Annotated in this window: 13 protein-coding genes and 1 riboswitch; of the genes, 2 read left to right on the top strand and 11 right to left on the bottom strand. The window is 34.7% G+C overall.

The window, feature by feature from the left end; all coding sequences use genetic code 11:
• Positions 1–36 precede the first annotated feature (36 nt).
• The 4 genes from thiS to FLAPXU55_RS02035 all read right to left on the bottom strand — a co-directional run bounded on the left by thiS (position 37) and on the right by FLAPXU55_RS02035 (position 2,435).
• A complete protein-coding gene (thiS, locus tag FLAPXU55_RS02020) occupies positions 37–243 on the bottom strand; it encodes a sulfur carrier protein ThiS (RefSeq protein ID WP_053472622.1) in 207 nt (68 codons plus the stop codon).
• Positions 244–308: 65 nt separating this feature from the next.
• A riboswitch (TPP riboswitch) is annotated at positions 309–405 on the bottom strand.
• Positions 406–504: 99 nt separating this feature from the next.
• Positions 505–1,074 carry a DNA-3-methyladenine glycosylase I gene (locus tag FLAPXU55_RS02025; protein ID WP_180856363.1) on the bottom strand — a complete coding sequence of 190 codons (570 nt, stop codon included), beginning with the start codon at positions 1,072–1,074 and terminating at the stop codon, positions 505–507.
• Positions 1,074–1,757, bottom strand: a complete 684-nt coding sequence (locus FLAPXU55_RS02030; RefSeq protein ID WP_180856364.1) for a hypothetical protein — start codon at positions 1,755–1,757, stop codon at positions 1,074–1,076. Before FLAPXU55_RS02030 ends, FLAPXU55_RS02025 begins: the two co-directional genes overlap by 1 nt.
• Positions 1,758–1,772: 15 nt before the next feature.
• Entirely contained in the window at positions 1,773–2,435 is a 663-nt protein-coding gene (locus FLAPXU55_RS02035) for a queuosine precursor transporter (RefSeq protein WP_053472625.1), read from the bottom strand.
• 159 nt (positions 2,436–2,594) lie between these two features.
• On the opposite strand from FLAPXU55_RS02035, the gene FLAPXU55_RS02040 reads away from it, so the two are divergent.
• On the top strand, positions 2,595–4,658 hold the full coding sequence (locus FLAPXU55_RS02040; RefSeq protein WP_180856365.1) for a M3 family metallopeptidase: 2,064 nt from the start codon (positions 2,595–2,597) through the stop codon (positions 4,656–4,658).
• A 65-nt stretch (positions 4,659–4,723) separates the two neighbouring features.
• Here the strand turns inward: FLAPXU55_RS02040 and tsf are convergent, their stop codons facing one another.
• From tsf to FLAPXU55_RS02070, 6 genes are all read right to left on the bottom strand, one after another.
• Entirely contained in the window at positions 4,724–5,686 is a 963-nt protein-coding gene (gene tsf / locus FLAPXU55_RS02045; protein WP_180856366.1) for a translation elongation factor Ts, read from the bottom strand.
• 138 nt (positions 5,687–5,824) lie between these two features.
• The gene (gene rpsB / locus FLAPXU55_RS02050) at positions 5,825–6,595 is read right to left on the bottom strand and encodes a 30S ribosomal protein S2 (RefSeq protein ID WP_053472627.1); all 771 of its coding nucleotides are present in this window, start codon (positions 6,593–6,595) and stop codon (positions 5,825–5,827) included.
• Between the two features lie 176 nt (positions 6,596–6,771).
• On the bottom strand, positions 6,772–7,158 hold the full coding sequence (gene rpsI / locus FLAPXU55_RS02055; RefSeq protein WP_017497947.1) for a 30S ribosomal protein S9: 387 nt from the start codon (positions 7,156–7,158) through the stop codon (positions 6,772–6,774).
• Positions 7,158–7,613 carry a 50S ribosomal protein L13 gene (gene rplM / locus FLAPXU55_RS02060; protein WP_026983738.1) on the bottom strand — a complete coding sequence of 152 codons (456 nt, stop codon included), beginning with the start codon at positions 7,611–7,613 and terminating at the stop codon, positions 7,158–7,160. Before rplM ends, rpsI begins: the two co-directional genes overlap by 1 nt.
• Positions 7,614–7,806: 193 nt before the next feature.
• Positions 7,807–8,619 carry a ferritin-like domain-containing protein gene (locus FLAPXU55_RS02065; RefSeq protein ID WP_053472628.1) on the bottom strand — a complete coding sequence of 271 codons (813 nt, stop codon included), beginning with the start codon at positions 8,617–8,619 and terminating at the stop codon, positions 7,807–7,809.
• A 26-nt stretch (positions 8,620–8,645) separates the two neighbouring features.
• Complete coding sequence (locus tag FLAPXU55_RS02070) at positions 8,646–9,392, bottom strand: ferritin-like domain-containing protein (protein ID WP_053472629.1); 747 nt, start codon at positions 9,390–9,392, stop codon at positions 8,646–8,648.
• A gap of 194 nt (positions 9,393–9,586) precedes the next feature.
• Between FLAPXU55_RS02070 and FLAPXU55_RS02075 the strand changes: the two genes are divergently transcribed.
• Positions 9,587–10,612, top strand: coding sequence for a LacI family DNA-binding transcriptional regulator (locus FLAPXU55_RS02075; RefSeq protein ID WP_180856367.1), 1,026 nt, complete (start codon positions 9,587–9,589; stop codon positions 10,610–10,612).
• A gap of 226 nt (positions 10,613–10,838) precedes the next feature.
• Here the strand turns inward: FLAPXU55_RS02075 and polA are convergent, their stop codons facing one another.
• Positions 10,839–13,691, bottom strand: coding sequence for a DNA polymerase I (gene polA, locus FLAPXU55_RS02080; RefSeq protein ID WP_180856368.1), 2,853 nt, complete (start codon positions 13,689–13,691; stop codon positions 10,839–10,841).
• Positions 13,692–14,002: the final 311 nt, after the last annotated feature.

Genomic DNA, 14,002 nt, shown 5'->3' on the forward strand with positions numbered 1-14,002 from the left:
TATATAATTGGAATTTGAAATTTTTATATTGGGATTTCAGCCTCCCTGCGTGGCAGAAATAATTAAAATTTCGTCAGTTTCTTGTACGAGGAATTCGTTCCATTTGGTTTTTGGAACAACAGTATTGTTAATAGCAACGGCGATTCCGTTTTGTTTGTGCGGAATTTCGAGATCGAGCAATGATTGAACGCTTAGCGATTCAGCATTGAAATGTTTGGTTTGTTGATTGATTTTTAGTTCCATTCCTTCTTGAATTAGTATAGAGTCATACTTTAGGAATGGCTACAAGAACGCATAAAAATGCGCGCAGAAGTCATCTTACTTTTCCCTACGCTAGTATGAACTAGATCAGGTTCAGAGGGTAAAATCTCAGCCTACAAGTTGTAGACACCCCTAAAGTGTGAAGCAAATATATGTAATTTTTGTTTAAAAGTTTCAGGTTTCAAGTTTCAGGTTCAAAAAAACTGAAAACTGTCACTGAAAACTGCGACTAACGACTGGAAACTATTTTTTTCTCGTCCAGCAGTCTTCGATATGATCATTGACCATTCCGGTTGCTTGCATGTGAGCGTAAATAACGGTTGAGCCTACGAATTTGAATCCGCGTTTTTTTAAATCTTTGCTGATTGCATCTGAAAGAGGCGTTGTTGCCGGAACGTCTTTTAAAGTTTTGGGATTATTGTCGATAGGTTTTCCATCGGTGAATTTCCATATATACTCTGAAAAACTTCCAAATTCTTCCTGAACTTTTATAAAAGCCTGAGCGTTTGAAATAGTTGCTTTAACTTTAAGTTTATTTCGGATGATTCCGGTATTATGCAATAATTCTTCGATTTTATCTTCAGAATAATTCGCAATTTTTTTATAATCAAAATGATCGAAAGCGTTTCTGAAATTCTCTCTTTTATTTAAAATTGTAATCCAGCTTAATCCAGCCTGAAAAGTTTCTAAAATTAAAAACTCAAATAAAGATGCGTCATCATAAACAGGAACGCCCCATTCTTCGTCATGATATTTTTTATATAAATCACTGGCTGAACACCAGCCGCATCTTACTGGATCTTCGTTTTTCATTATTTTCCTATTTGCCAGCTATATCCTTTTACTCCTGGAATATAAGCAGAACGACCAATTATAATCAATTCGTTATGGATTTTTTTGTCGTACTTAATGCCAATTGCTGTTCCTGATGTATATAATTTATTAGCTTTAAAAGTAATTTTCATAAGACCATCTTTGAATTTAGCATCTGAAACTTTTTCAATAAACCAGGTCGACCGCCATTTTATGGCTATTTCATCTTCAGAAGTTTTTGTAATACTTTTTACAAGTTTTACGGCTTCTTTAGGGATTTCAAAATTTTCAGTTAATTGTTTCTGATTTAAAGTCTGTCCAATTTTACTGAGAGAAAGTATTTTTTTTAGATTGCCAAATGTTACCAAAGATTTGTTTTCTTCTTCATTCCAGTTTAAGTTAGCGTTTTCTGTCTCAACTTGTTGATTTTGAATTTGTGGTCTGCTTTGGCTTTCTTTTTTTGATGAAAAATGATTTCGTTTGTCAGTTGCAGAATTATGAGCAAGATCTTTAGATATCCCGATAGTTTTTAATGGTGTTTTTTTTAATGTTTTCGCAGAAGCGGGATTTAATTTATCGACAGGATAAATTGTTTTTCGTTTCTGCTGCTTTTTTTCATCGTTGCCACAGCCCATCAAAAAACAGGTAATTGAAAGAAATAGCGTGGCAATTGTCTTTTTCATAACTACAAGATAGCTTTAATCTTTGATAGTAAGATCTTCTTCCAAATATTTTTTTATCAAATGATGTCCAAGGTAAATTAAAGGAGTTAATACAACCGCAACCGAAAGTTTGAAAATGTAACCTGTTAGCCCAGAGGTGATAAAAGTTTTAAAATCGATTTTTCCGGGAAGCCAGAAAGCAATTCCCAGTACAATAAAAGAGTCAAATAATTGAGAAATTACAGTAGAACCAGTTGCTCTTAACCATATTTTCTTTTCTCCGGTTCTTTTTTTGAAAAACCAAAAAATCCAAACATCGATTAACTGTGATACCATAAAAGCAACAATACTTCCGAAGATAATCCACATACTTTGTCCAAAAACGGCATGAAACTGCTCATCATTAACCGGACTGATTCCTTTTGCTGCCGGAATTACAATCGCCATAAATAAAATTAAAAAAGCATATGCAATTAAACAAGCAGTTATAAAAGAGAGTTTTTTTACTCCTTTTTCGCCAAAGTATTCATTAATCAAATCAGTAGTTAGAAAAACAATCGGCCAGGGCAAAATCCCTATACTCATTACAAAAGGACCAATCTGAATTAATTTTCCTCCAATAAGTTCAGCCACAACGGCATTGGTTATAAATATTCCTGATAGAACTACAAAGACAATTTCTTTTCGGGTTTTAAACATGTTATTTTGGTTATGATGATTCAAATTTAAACTATTTCTTTAAATGTTCGAAATGGATTAATGAGTTCGTTTGAAGTTTGCTTTTGATTGGTTAATTTTGAGATGCTGCTTTTTTTTTGGGAAACTATTTAAGCAGAAGAATTATTAATGCATTTTATTATGAAAACACAAATAGATTTAAATAATCCGTTACTTCAGGAATGGTCTGGTGCTTATGGCGGAGTTCCGGATTTTACAAAATATAAAATCTCTGATTTTAAACCTGCAATTGAGTTTGCCATTCAGGAGAAATTAGATGAAATAGATGCAATTGCAAACAACATTGAAGAACCTACTTTTGATAATACAATTGTGGCTTTAGAACTTTCGGGCGAAAAACTGGATAGAATTCATGCCGTTTACGGAATTTACAGATCAAATTTAAGCAGTCCTGAATTTAATGTGGTTGATACAGAAATGTCTCCAAAATTGGCAGAGATTAGTGATAAACTATATCAAAACGATAAGCTGTTTCTAAGAATTGAAAAACTATATAAAAGTGCCGAAAGTAAAAATTTAAATGCTGAACAACAGCGTTTGCTTTGGCTTTATTATACCGATTTTGTTCGAGAAGGGGCGGAGTTAAATGAAGAAGATAAAAAGGAAGTAGCCAAAATTAATCAGGAACTTGCCGGGCTTTTTACTCTTTTCAGCCAAAAATTATTAGCAGAAGAAAATGATCAGTTTTTAGAATTAAAATCTGAAAATGATTTGGATGGTTTGCCTGAGGAATTTAAAAACGCAGCCATTGCTGAAGCGAAAGAAAGAAAGCTGAATAGTTTAGCTAGTATTGGCAACACAAGATCTTCAATAGAACCGTTTTTGACTTTTTCAAATCGAAGAGATTTACGAGAAAAAGCATTTGATATTTTTGTAAAACGTGGTGATAACAAGAATCAAAATGATACTAATGAAACGCTGGTTTCCATTTTACAATTGCGTGCGAAGAAAGCAAAAATATTAGGTTTTAAGAATTTTGCAGAATGGAGTTTATCTAATAAGATGGCTAAAGATCCGCAGAAAACTTTGGATTTAATGGAATCTGTATGGAAACCTGCTGTTGAAAAAGTAAAAAATGATGTAGTTGCAATGCAGGAAATGGTAAATAACGAAGGGGGGAATTTTAAAATTCAACCTTGGGATTATCGTTATTATGCCGAAAAAGTACGCAAAGCAAAATATGATTTAGACCAAAACGAGATAAAACAATATCTGCAGTTAGAAAATTTACGTGAAGCCATGTTTTGGGTTGCGGGTGAATTATTTAATTTAGGATTTAAACAATTATTTGATGTTCCGGTTTATCATCCCGATGTTCGCGTTTGGGAAGTGAATAATAAGGATACAGGTAAATTAATCGGGCTGTGGTACTTTGATCCTTATGCGCGTGTTGGCAAGCGTTCTGGAGCGTGGATGAATTCGCATAGAGATCAGCAAAAAATAAAACAAAACGTACTGCCAATAGTATCGAATAACTGCAATTTTATAAAAGGAAATAGTGATGATCCAGTATTGATTTCCTGGGACGATGCTACAACTTTATTTCATGAATTTGGGCACGCTTTGCACGGTTTATGTTCAAATGTTACTTATCCTAGTTTGTCAGGAACTTCGGTTGCGAGAGATTATGTTGAGTTTCCTTCGCAATTACTGGAACATTGGCTGGCAACTCCAGAGGTACTGAACAAGTTTGCACTTCATTATAAAACAAACCTGCCGTTGTCTGAATCTTTGGTAGAAAGAATAGAAAAAGCGGCTAATTTTAATGAAGGTTTTGCAACTGTCGAAACCATTTCGAGTTCTTTTGTAGATATGAAATTGCATTTAACGACTGAAACAGTTGATCCGCATCAATTTGAAAAAGATGTTTTGGAAGAAATCAATATGCCGTCAGAGATTGTGATGCGACATAGAATTCCGCAATTTGCCCATATTTTTTCAAGTGACGGATATGCAGCGGGATATTACAGTTATTTATGGGCTGACGTAATAAATGCAGATGCTTATGAAGCTTTTCTGGAAGGTGATGGGCCTTATGATAAAAAAGTAGCAGAACGTCTTTATGAGATTGTTTTAAGTGTTGGGAATAGTGTCGATAATGAAAATATGTATGAGGATTTTAGAGGACATGCTCCAAAATCTGATGCTTTGATGCGTGCGAGAAATTTTCCAGTTGAGAGCTAAAAACTGAAAATAAAAAAGCCCGAATAAATTAATATTCGGGCTTTTTATATTGAAATAATAATATATTAACCTAAAGTAACTCTTTTGAAACCTGTGATTTCAACGTTGAATCCTTTAACGTAATCACCAACTTTTTTACTATCGTCTTTGATAAAGTTTTGATCTAACAAAGCTTTCTCTTGATCTAAAGTAGTGTTGTCAGAGATAAAACGCTGAACTTTTCCTGGAATAATTTTGTCCCAAATTTGCTCTGGTTTACCTTCAGCTTTTAATTCAGCTTTAGCATCTTCTTCAGCTTGTTTTAAAACTTCTGGAGTTAATTGAGAGTAAGAAATGTATTTAGGAACATTTTTTAAAGTTTTTCCTAAACGTTTTGCTTCTTCATTATCTTTTTCGATTACAGCAATACGAGCAGCAAGTTCAGATTCAACGAAAGCAGGATCAAAATCTTTGTAAGATAATGTATCAGCTCCCATAGAAGCAACTTGCATAGAAACATCTTTAGTTAAAACGTCAGCGTTAGGAATTGCAGCAGAAATTGCAGTTAATGCAGCAATTTTGTTAACGTGAACATAAGATCCAACGAAAGCACCTTCTAAAATTTCAAAACCACCGATTTCGATTTTCTCACCGATAACTCCAGTTTGCTCGATTAATTTTTCAGCAACTGTAATTCCGTTGAAATCTGAAGCTAAGAAATCTTCTTTAGAAGAGAAGTTAATAGCTCTTTCTACTAAATCTTTAGCCAAAGTTACGAAAGCCTCATTTTTACCTACGAAGTCAGTTTCGCAGTTTAAAGTGATGATCGCTCCTTTAGTGTTGTCAGCATTAACAAAAGAAACAGCAGCTCCTTCAGAAGACTCACGGTCAGAACGGTTAGCAGCAACTTTTTGTCCTTTTTCTCTAAGGACTTGTATAGCTTTATCGAAATCTCCATCAGCTTCAACTAAAGCTTTTTTACAGTCCATCATTCCGGCACCTGTAGATTGTCTTAATTTATTTACGTCTGCAGCAGTAATTGTTGCCATAATATTTTGAATTTTAATGTTAAAAGTAAAAATTCCATCTTTTAAATTCTAAACTCCAATTTTATTAAATTATCAACATAACGTTTTTAATTTGTGGTTTGGATTTTAAAATTTAAAATTTGGAATTTAAAATTTGATTTATTCTTCAGTTGCAGGAGCAGCCTCAGCCTCAGCAGCAGGAGCAGCAGCTTCTTCAGCTACTTCAACTTCTTTTTCAGAACCTCTGTCAGAAAGACCTTCGATAACTGCAGTAGTCACTAAAGATAAAATTTTGTCAATTGATTTAGAAGCATCATCATTTGCTGGAATAACGTAATCAACCTCTCTTGGGTCAGAATTCGTATCAACCATTGCGAAAACTGGAATGTTTAATTTTTGTGCTTCTTTTATTGCGATGTGTTCAGCTTTGATATCTACTACGAACAATGCTGCAGGTAGTCTAGACATATCAGCGATTGAACCTAAGTTTTTCTCTAATTTAGCACGTAGACGATCAACTTGCAAACGCTCTTTTTTAGATAACGTCATGAAAGTACCATCTTTCTTCATTTTATCAATAGAAGACATTTTTTTAACTGCCTTTCTGATAGTTACGAAGTTAGTTAGCATTCCACCTGGCCATCTTTCAGTGATGTAAGGCATGTTTGCAGCTTTTGCTTTATCAGCAACGATGTCTTTAGCTTGTTTTTTGGTAGCTACGAATAAAATTTTTCTACCTGATGCAGCGATTTTTTTCAAAGCTTCGTTAGCTTCTTCAATTTTAGCTGCAGTTTTATATAGATTGATAATGTGAATACCATTACGCTCCATATAAATGTAAGGAGCCATGTTTGGATCCCATTTTCTAGTCATGTGTCCAAAGTGAACACCTGCTTCTAGTAATTCTTTTACTTCTATTTTGTTTGCCATTTTTGTACTAGTTTACGTTCTGTTGATTAGCAATGTATAAATGGCGATTTCTCTGGCTTTATACATTTAGATGCTAAACTATATCCTACCTCGATAGGAGAGCAACAATAACTGTGTTTTTTAATTTCAATAAATAATTGATAATGTCTTGTCCCATCTGAACAAGACAGGTAATATTAACGTTTAGAGAATTGGAATCTCTTACGAGCTTTCTTCTGACCGAATTTCTTACGTTCAACCATTCTAGGGTCTCTTGTTAATAAACCTTCTGGTTTTAGGATAGCTCTGTTTTCGATGTTCACTTCACACATTACACGTGCTAATGCCATTCTTACAGCTTCTGCCTGACCAGTTGAACCACCTCCGTAAACGTTTACTTTTACATCAAAGTTACTAGCATTTTCTGTCATAGATAATGGTTGTAATACTTTGTATTGTAAAGTTGCAGTTGGAAAGTAAGTTGCGAATTCTTTTTTGTTTACAGTGATTTTACCTGTTCCTTCAGAAACATATACACGTGCAACAGCGGTTTTTCTTCTACCGATTTTGTGAATAACTCCCATTACTTAAGATCGTTTAGGTTAACAGTTCTAGGTTTTTGAGCTCCGTGAGTATGCTCAGCACCTACAACAACATTTAGATTTCTAAAAAGTTCAGCTCCTAATTTGTTTTTAGGTAACATTCCTTTTACAGCTTTTTCTACTAATAATGCAGGGTTTTTAGATTGCAATACTTTAGCAGTTAAAGTTCTTTGTCCTCCTGGGTAACCTGTATGACGCATGTAAATTTTGTCATTCATTTTTGTACCTGTAAGGTTAATTTTTTCTGAGTTGATAACAATTACGTTATCTCCACAGTCAACGTGCGGTGTGTAACTTGGCTTGTACTTACCTCTTAAGATCATCGCAACCTTTGAAGCAAGACGACCTAAGTTGTGACCTTCTGCATCAACAACAATCCACTCTTTAGTTACAGTGGCTTTGCTAGCTGAAATTGTCTTGTAGCTTAATGCGTCCATAATATTATTTTAATTAAACATTCCATCCCCAATAAAGGGGATGCAAAAGTACAATTAATTATTTTAAAACCAAATACCTGAAAAGAATATTTTATATCCTGAAAATCAGGCTTTCAGTTTTTATTTTTAAAACCATAAAAAAACCGCCCTCACAATAACGCGAGGGCGGTTCAAAATTAACCTTAATTTTTAACTAAACAATAAATATATTGGCTATATCGACCACTTGTTGTGTCGTTAACGGTTCATCATAAGCTTCTGATCCTGCGGCAGCACCAAATGCTGAGGCTGTATTGAAGCCTGCCTGCATGGTTACTCCTTCGCCATCATAAACAGCCTGCGTTGCTGCCGGCATTCCGGCACCTCTTTCAGCATTAGAGATCCAGCCTTTTAAACCTCGCAATCTTCTAACTTCAGAAGCGTGTCTGGCCTCAACTGAGTGAATTTGTAATGCTGCTGTCAGTAAATCTGGTGTAGATATTAAGTTAGCGGCCTGACCTTTATAAGCTCTTACACCTGTATCTTCAAAAGCTTGTGCCAATGCCAAAAAGGTAGGATAGTCATTAAAAGGATCAAATGCTCCGCCTACGGTAAAATCAAAAGTAGGCTTTGGAACAAAATTAGCACTCATTGTTCCGCCAAGTCCCGCAATTAAAAACGAAACGTGATCTGCTTCGTGTGCCGCGATTTGCTGAAAAACTTTTAAATCGCGTCCGCCATTTTCAGAAGCTGGGATTACTCCAGAATCTAATGCCATGGCGTAAAATTCGTTTTCCAGATATTCCAGAGTCAATGCAAACTGCAAAGCTCCAATTGGTGTCGCTGGTGTTGCCGTTATGTCTTTTGCAAAAGCTTTATTAGTAAAAGCAGCCAATCCAAAAGGAATTGATGCCATTGCCAGGTTTTTTCCGATATTCCCAAACTGCGTAAAACTGTCTCTTCTCGAGCCAGTGCTTTTCATTAAGCTGTCATCAGTAAAGGTTTCTATAAATTTTAAAATATTCATAATTTCTAATTTTTAGCTAGTTAAGATTAAGGTAAATAATTGGCCGTGAATTTTGTGGTTATAAATCCTGCGGCAACTGGTAGGATTTTTGACGGATCTTTTGCGACGTCTAATCCAGTTGAAGTGCTTATAATATCATCTCCGGCAAAATCTTTTGAATTCGGGTTGATCAAACTTCTAATAGCAGAAGCATGTCTGGCTTCTACAGAAACAATTTTTCCGGCTAATAATAAATAATCAGGGCTTTTAATAAGTCTGCCTGCTCCATTATAAGCAGCAACACCAGTATCTTCAAGTGCTTTTGCGGTAGCTAAAACTTCGGTACGGCTATTAAAATTTAAAGCACCATAACTAAAGGCTAAAGAAGGAAGTAATTGAGAACCAGGATCTGGAAGCGCTCCGGTTAAAGCGGCTTTAAAAAAATCTCTGTGCACTACTTCGTGATGGTAAAGATCTGTAAGGACCTGACGTTCTGTGTCATTAAATACAGTATTAAAGTTGGAGGCATTTACCACTTTAGTGTAAAAATCGGCTTCTAACTGCTCTAAGGCGTACGCATAAGTTAGAACACCAAAGTCTCCTGAGCCTAAGTCAAAAACACCATTTTTGACTCCAGGTAAGGAATTATCCTCCATATTGTCATCGTTATCATTGTCGCTGCAACCAGCTAAAACCAAACCTGCGGTAACTAATGTTAGTCCACTGAGCTTCAGAAAGCTCCTTCTGCTATCCAGGGAAGGGTTGACTTCCTGAATTTTAACTTCGTTTTTCATAATCTAGGCTTTTATTAAGTTAATAACATTCTATTAAGTTTATTAACGAAATTTTTAGACATGCGGTTTCAGAAATTTCTTCTTTTTTAGAATTATTTCGAATAGATACTATTATTTCAAATAGTGGTAGGGGTTTTTTGTTTTATTTTCGGTAATTCTACTATATTTGTATTAATTACATAAACTTTTATTAGATGAAAGCTAAAGCAACTCTAAAACAAATTGCGAAGGAACTAGGTGTTTCTGTGTCTACAGTGTCTAAAGCACTAAACGACAGCCCGGAAATAAGTGAGCAGACGAAGGTGAAGATTAAAGAGTATGCCAAACTCAAAAATTATAAACCGAATGTTATTGGTCTGAACTTGAAGAATCGAAAAACCAAAACAATTGGTGTAATTATACCTAATATATTAAACTCCTTTTTTGCAAAGGTTTTTAGCGGCATCGAAAAGGTTGCCGATAAAAAAGGATATAATGTAATTACGTGTATTTCGAACGAATCTTTAGAGAAAGAAATTCATACGCTTGAAATGTTAAGCAACGGAACTATCGACGGATTTATTCTTTCGGTTTCTGAAGAAGCACAAAAGCTGCAAGATTACAATCACTTTTCGGCTATTATTAATGACGGGACGCCAATTGTAATGTTTGACAGAATTGCTGATGAAGTAGAATGTGATAAAGTTGTAGTTGATGATTTTGACTCTGCTTTAAACTCAACGCAGCATTTAATCAATTTAGGGTGTAAAAATATCGCCTTAATTTCTTCTGTAGATAATTTAAGTGTTGGAAAATTAAGAGCTGACGGATATTTAAAAGCTTTAAAAGACAATAATATTCCGGTAAACGAAAAAATTATTCTTCGTACCGATTCTGAAGATGATATGAAAGCTAAGATTGACGCTATTTTTGACAATAAAGTTGATGCGATTTTTGCTTTAGATGAAAATGATTCAGTTGCGGCTTTAAGAGTAAGTTTGAAAAAAGGTTTTAAAGTTCCGGAAGATATTTCGATAATTGGTTTTGCAGACGGAATTTTAGCTTCAAGACGTTTATCTCCAAGTTTAACAACAGTAAGCCAGCACGGAATTGAAATTGGTGAAGTTGCTGCCAAAAAACTAATCGAAAGACTGGAAGAACCAGAAGGCGAAACTTCTGATTACGAAACAATCATTATCAAAACAAAATTGAAAGAAAGAGAGTCTACAAGAAAGGCTTAATTGTAAAAAATATAATCCATAAAAAAAGGACTGTTCGAAAGAACAGTCCTTTTTTTATGTTTAGTGTCATTTCGACGAAGGAGAAATCTCCGCAAGTAACTCCGCAATGAGGATCCAATCTTTGTAGAGCTTCTCGCGAAGATTTCTCCTTCGTCGAAATGACAAGATTGTGTTGATTATTGTTGATTCATAAATCTAAAATCAACAATCAAAAATCTAAAATAAATTAATGCGCTTCTAACCAATCTTTACCCAAACCAAGTTCAACTTCTAAAGGAACCGCCATTTTGAAAGCATTTTCCATTTCGTGTTTAATCATTGGCTGGATTTTTTCTAATTCGTCGTTGTGTACATCAAACACAAGCTCATCATGAACTTGCAGCAGCATTCTGGATTTCCAGTTTTCGTCTTGTAATTTTTTATGAATGTTAATCATGGCAATTTTAATCACATCGGCAGCACTTCCCTGAATTGGTGCATTTACAGCATTTCGTTCGGCAGCACTTCTCACAACGGCATTCGCAGAATTAATATCTTTTAAATAACGGCGACGACCTAAAATAGTTTGTACATAACCGTTTTCACGCGCAAAATCAACCTGATCCTGCATATATGATTTTAATCTCGGATACGTTTTGTAATAAGCATCAATCAAAGCTGCACTTTCACCGCGAGATAATGAAGTCTGATTACTTAATCCGAAAGCAGAAACACCATATATAATTCCAAAGTTTACCGTTTTAGCATTACTTCTTTGTTCGCGTGAAACTTCTTCAAGCGCTACATCAAAAACTTTTGCTGCAGTAGCTCTGTGAATATCTTCACCGTTTTGGAAAGCTACAATCATATTTTCTTCACCACTCAAAGCAGCGATAATTCGTAATTCAATTTGCGAGTAATCGGCAGAGATTAACGTGTGATTTTCATCGCGTGCTACGAAAGCTTTACGAATCTGACGTCCTCTTTCCGTACGAATCGGAATGTTTTGTAAATTCGGATTATTAGAACTCAAACGTCCAGTTGCGGCAACAGTCTGCATATAATCGGTATGAACGCGTAATGTCTTTTTATCAACTTGTTCCGGCAAAGCCAAAATATAAGTACTTTGAAGTTTCACCATTTGACGCCAGTCCAAAATTTGTTTTACAATAGGATTGTCGTTTGCTAAATAAGTCAAAACTTCCTCTCCGGTTGCATATTGACCCGTTTTGGTTTTCTTTTGCTTTGCTCCGCCAATTTTAAGTTTATCAAATAAAATATCTCCTAATTGTTTTGGAGAGGCAAGATTAAATTTCTCGCCGGCAGTTTCATATATCTGTTCTTCTAAAGATTTGATTTCAATTTCCATCTCTCCAGACATTTGTTTTAAGAAATCAACATCAAGGCGAATTCCTTCTGTTTCCATTGCAGCTAAAACGCTTACTAACGGAATTTCAATTTCATCAAACAGCTTTTTAGTTTCTGTTTTGTCTAATTCTGTAGTAAAGATTTCTTTTAATTGTAAAGTAACATCAGCATCTTCTGCAGCATATTCTTTAATATCTTCTAAAGGAACATCACGCATCGAAAGCTGATTTTTTCCTTTTTTACCAATTAAAGTTTCAATTGATTTTGGTGAATATTTTAAATATGTTTCGGCTAAAATATCCATATTATGACGCATATCCGGATTAATCAAATAATGCGCAATCATCGTATCAAAAAGTTTTCCTTTTACCGTAACGCCGTAATTAGCAAGAATTTTTAAATCGTATTTTAAATTCTGTCCAATTTTTTCGATGTTTTCATTTTCAAAAAACGGAACAAATTTGTCTACCAAAACTTTTGCTTCTTCCTGACTTTCCGGAAACGGAACATAAAATGCTTTTCCTTTTTCGTAAGAGAAAGACATTCCCACAAGTTCTGCATGCAACGCATCGATTCCTGTAGTTTCGGTATCAAAACAAACTGAAGTCTGTTTTTGTAAATTCTGTAAAAGCAATTTAATTCCTAAATCCCCCTGAACGATTTGATAGGAGTGCTCAGTATTTTCTAAAGTATTGTAAAATGAATTTCTTGCAGCTTCTGCACTTTCATCAAGAGTAATTCCGCCTCCGCCAAAAAGATCAAATTGGTCTTCGTTTTTAGGTTGCGGTTTTTTGTATAATTTAGGATCAGCTGCCGGAGTACTATTTGCTAATTCATTTCCGCCACCCACTTTAAATAAGTTATCAAACTGTTCCGCCATTCTTCTAAATTCCAGTTCCTGAAAAATAGCATCTGTTTTTTCAATATCAGGGCGAGAAAGTTCGTAGTCATCTTCATTAAAAACAACATCGCAATCGCAGATAATCGTTGCCAGTTTTTTAGACAAAATACCTTTATCTTTATTCGCTTCGATATTCTCCTTCATTTTTCCTTTTAGTAAATGTGTATTGTCTAAAAGGTTTTCCATTGTACCAAATTCTTTTAGGAACTTTTTAGCGGTAACTTCTCCAACTCCAGGCAATCCAGGAATATTATCCACGGCGTCGCCCATCATTCCAAGAAAATCAATTACCTGTTCAGGTCTTTCTATTTCAAATTTTGCCAAAACTTCAGGAATTCCCCAAATTTCAATTCCGTTACCCATACGGGCAGGTTTGTACATGAAAATATTTTCAGAAACCAATTGCGCAAAATCCTTATCCGGCGTTACCATGAAAACCTTATAATTTTGTTTTTCGGCTTGTTTGGCAATAGTTCCAATTAAATCATCGGCTTCACAGCCTTCGATTTCAATAATCGGAATATGCATCGCTCTTAATAATTCCTGAATATAGGGAACTGCAATTTTAATCGCCTCAGGCGTTTCATCACGATTGGCTTTATATTCTACGAACATTTCCGTTCTTACATGACTTCCGCCTTTGTCAAAAGCAACAGCAAGATGATCTGGTTTTTCTCTTTTAATAACATCTAAAAGTGAGTTCATAAAACCCATAATTGCAGATGTGTCAATTCCTTTTGAGTTTATTCTCGGGTTTTTTATAAAGGCATAATAGCCGCGAAAAATTAATGCATAAGCATCTAGAAGAAAAAGGCGTTTTTGAGTTGACATATAAAAAATATTAGTCTGTAAAAATAAACAATTGGGTTCTCAAAAATTAGACTAACAGGATTTTTTTTCCACCATATAAGTTATATAAGTTCATTTTAGCAGAGACCTACCCGTAGAGGCGCACTGCAGTGCGTCTCCGCATTTTAATACATAACGATTAGTTGCGTCCTATATATTAAATGAACTTATATAACTTATATGGTGGAAAAACGAGCAAAGCGTTAATGTCAAGTTAATTTTTTTTATTCAGGGATTTCTTCATTTTGTCTTCATGTTATGGGAATAATTTTGATCTGTAAAATAAAAGGTAA

The sequence above is a fragment of the Flavobacterium panici genome (assembly GCF_903819335.1).
Classification (GTDB): domain Bacteria; phylum Bacteroidota; class Bacteroidia; order Flavobacteriales; family Flavobacteriaceae; genus Flavobacterium; species Flavobacterium panici.

Bases quoted from the DNA above. Each gene is read 5' to 3' on its own strand.
- FLAPXU55_RS02035 (WP_053472625.1), bottom strand. From the start codon at position 2,435: ATGTTTAAAACCCGAAAAGAAATTGTCTTTGTAGTTCTATCAGGAATA.
- rpsB (WP_053472627.1), bottom strand. From the start codon at position 6,595: ATGGCAAACAAAATAGAAGTAAAAGAATTACTAGAAGCAGGTGTTCAC.
- rplM (WP_026983738.1), bottom strand. From the start codon at position 7,613: ATGGACGCATTAAGCTACAAGACAATTTCAGCTAGCAAAGCCACTGTA.
- polA (WP_180856368.1), bottom strand. From the start codon at position 13,691: ATGTCAACTCAAAAACGCCTTTTTCTTCTAGATGCTTATGCATTAATT.
- rpsI (WP_017497947.1), bottom strand. From the start codon at position 7,158: ATGGGAGTTATTCACAAAATCGGTAGAAGAAAAACCGCTGTTGCACGT.
- FLAPXU55_RS02030 (WP_180856364.1), bottom strand. From the start codon at position 1,757: ATGAAAAAGACAATTGCCACGCTATTTCTTTCAATTACCTGTTTTTTG.
- tsf (WP_180856366.1), bottom strand. From the start codon at position 5,686: ATGGCAACAATTACTGCTGCAGACGTAAATAAATTAAGACAATCTACA.
- FLAPXU55_RS02065 (WP_053472628.1), bottom strand. From the start codon at position 8,619: ATGAATATTTTAAAATTTATAGAAACCTTTACTGATGACAGCTTAATG.
- FLAPXU55_RS02025 (WP_180856363.1), bottom strand. From the start codon at position 1,074: ATGAAAAACGAAGATCCAGTAAGATGCGGCTGGTGTTCAGCCAGTGAT.
- thiS (WP_053472622.1), bottom strand. From the start codon at position 243: ATGGAACTAAAAATCAATCAACAAACCAAACATTTCAATGCTGAATCG.
- FLAPXU55_RS02040 (WP_180856365.1), top strand. From the start codon at position 2,595: ATGAAAACACAAATAGATTTAAATAATCCGTTACTTCAGGAATGGTCT.
- FLAPXU55_RS02070 (WP_053472629.1), bottom strand. From the start codon at position 9,392: ATGAAAAACGAAGTTAAAATTCAGGAAGTCAACCCTTCCCTGGATAGC.
- FLAPXU55_RS02075 (WP_180856367.1), top strand. From the start codon at position 9,587: ATGAAAGCTAAAGCAACTCTAAAACAAATTGCGAAGGAACTAGGTGTT.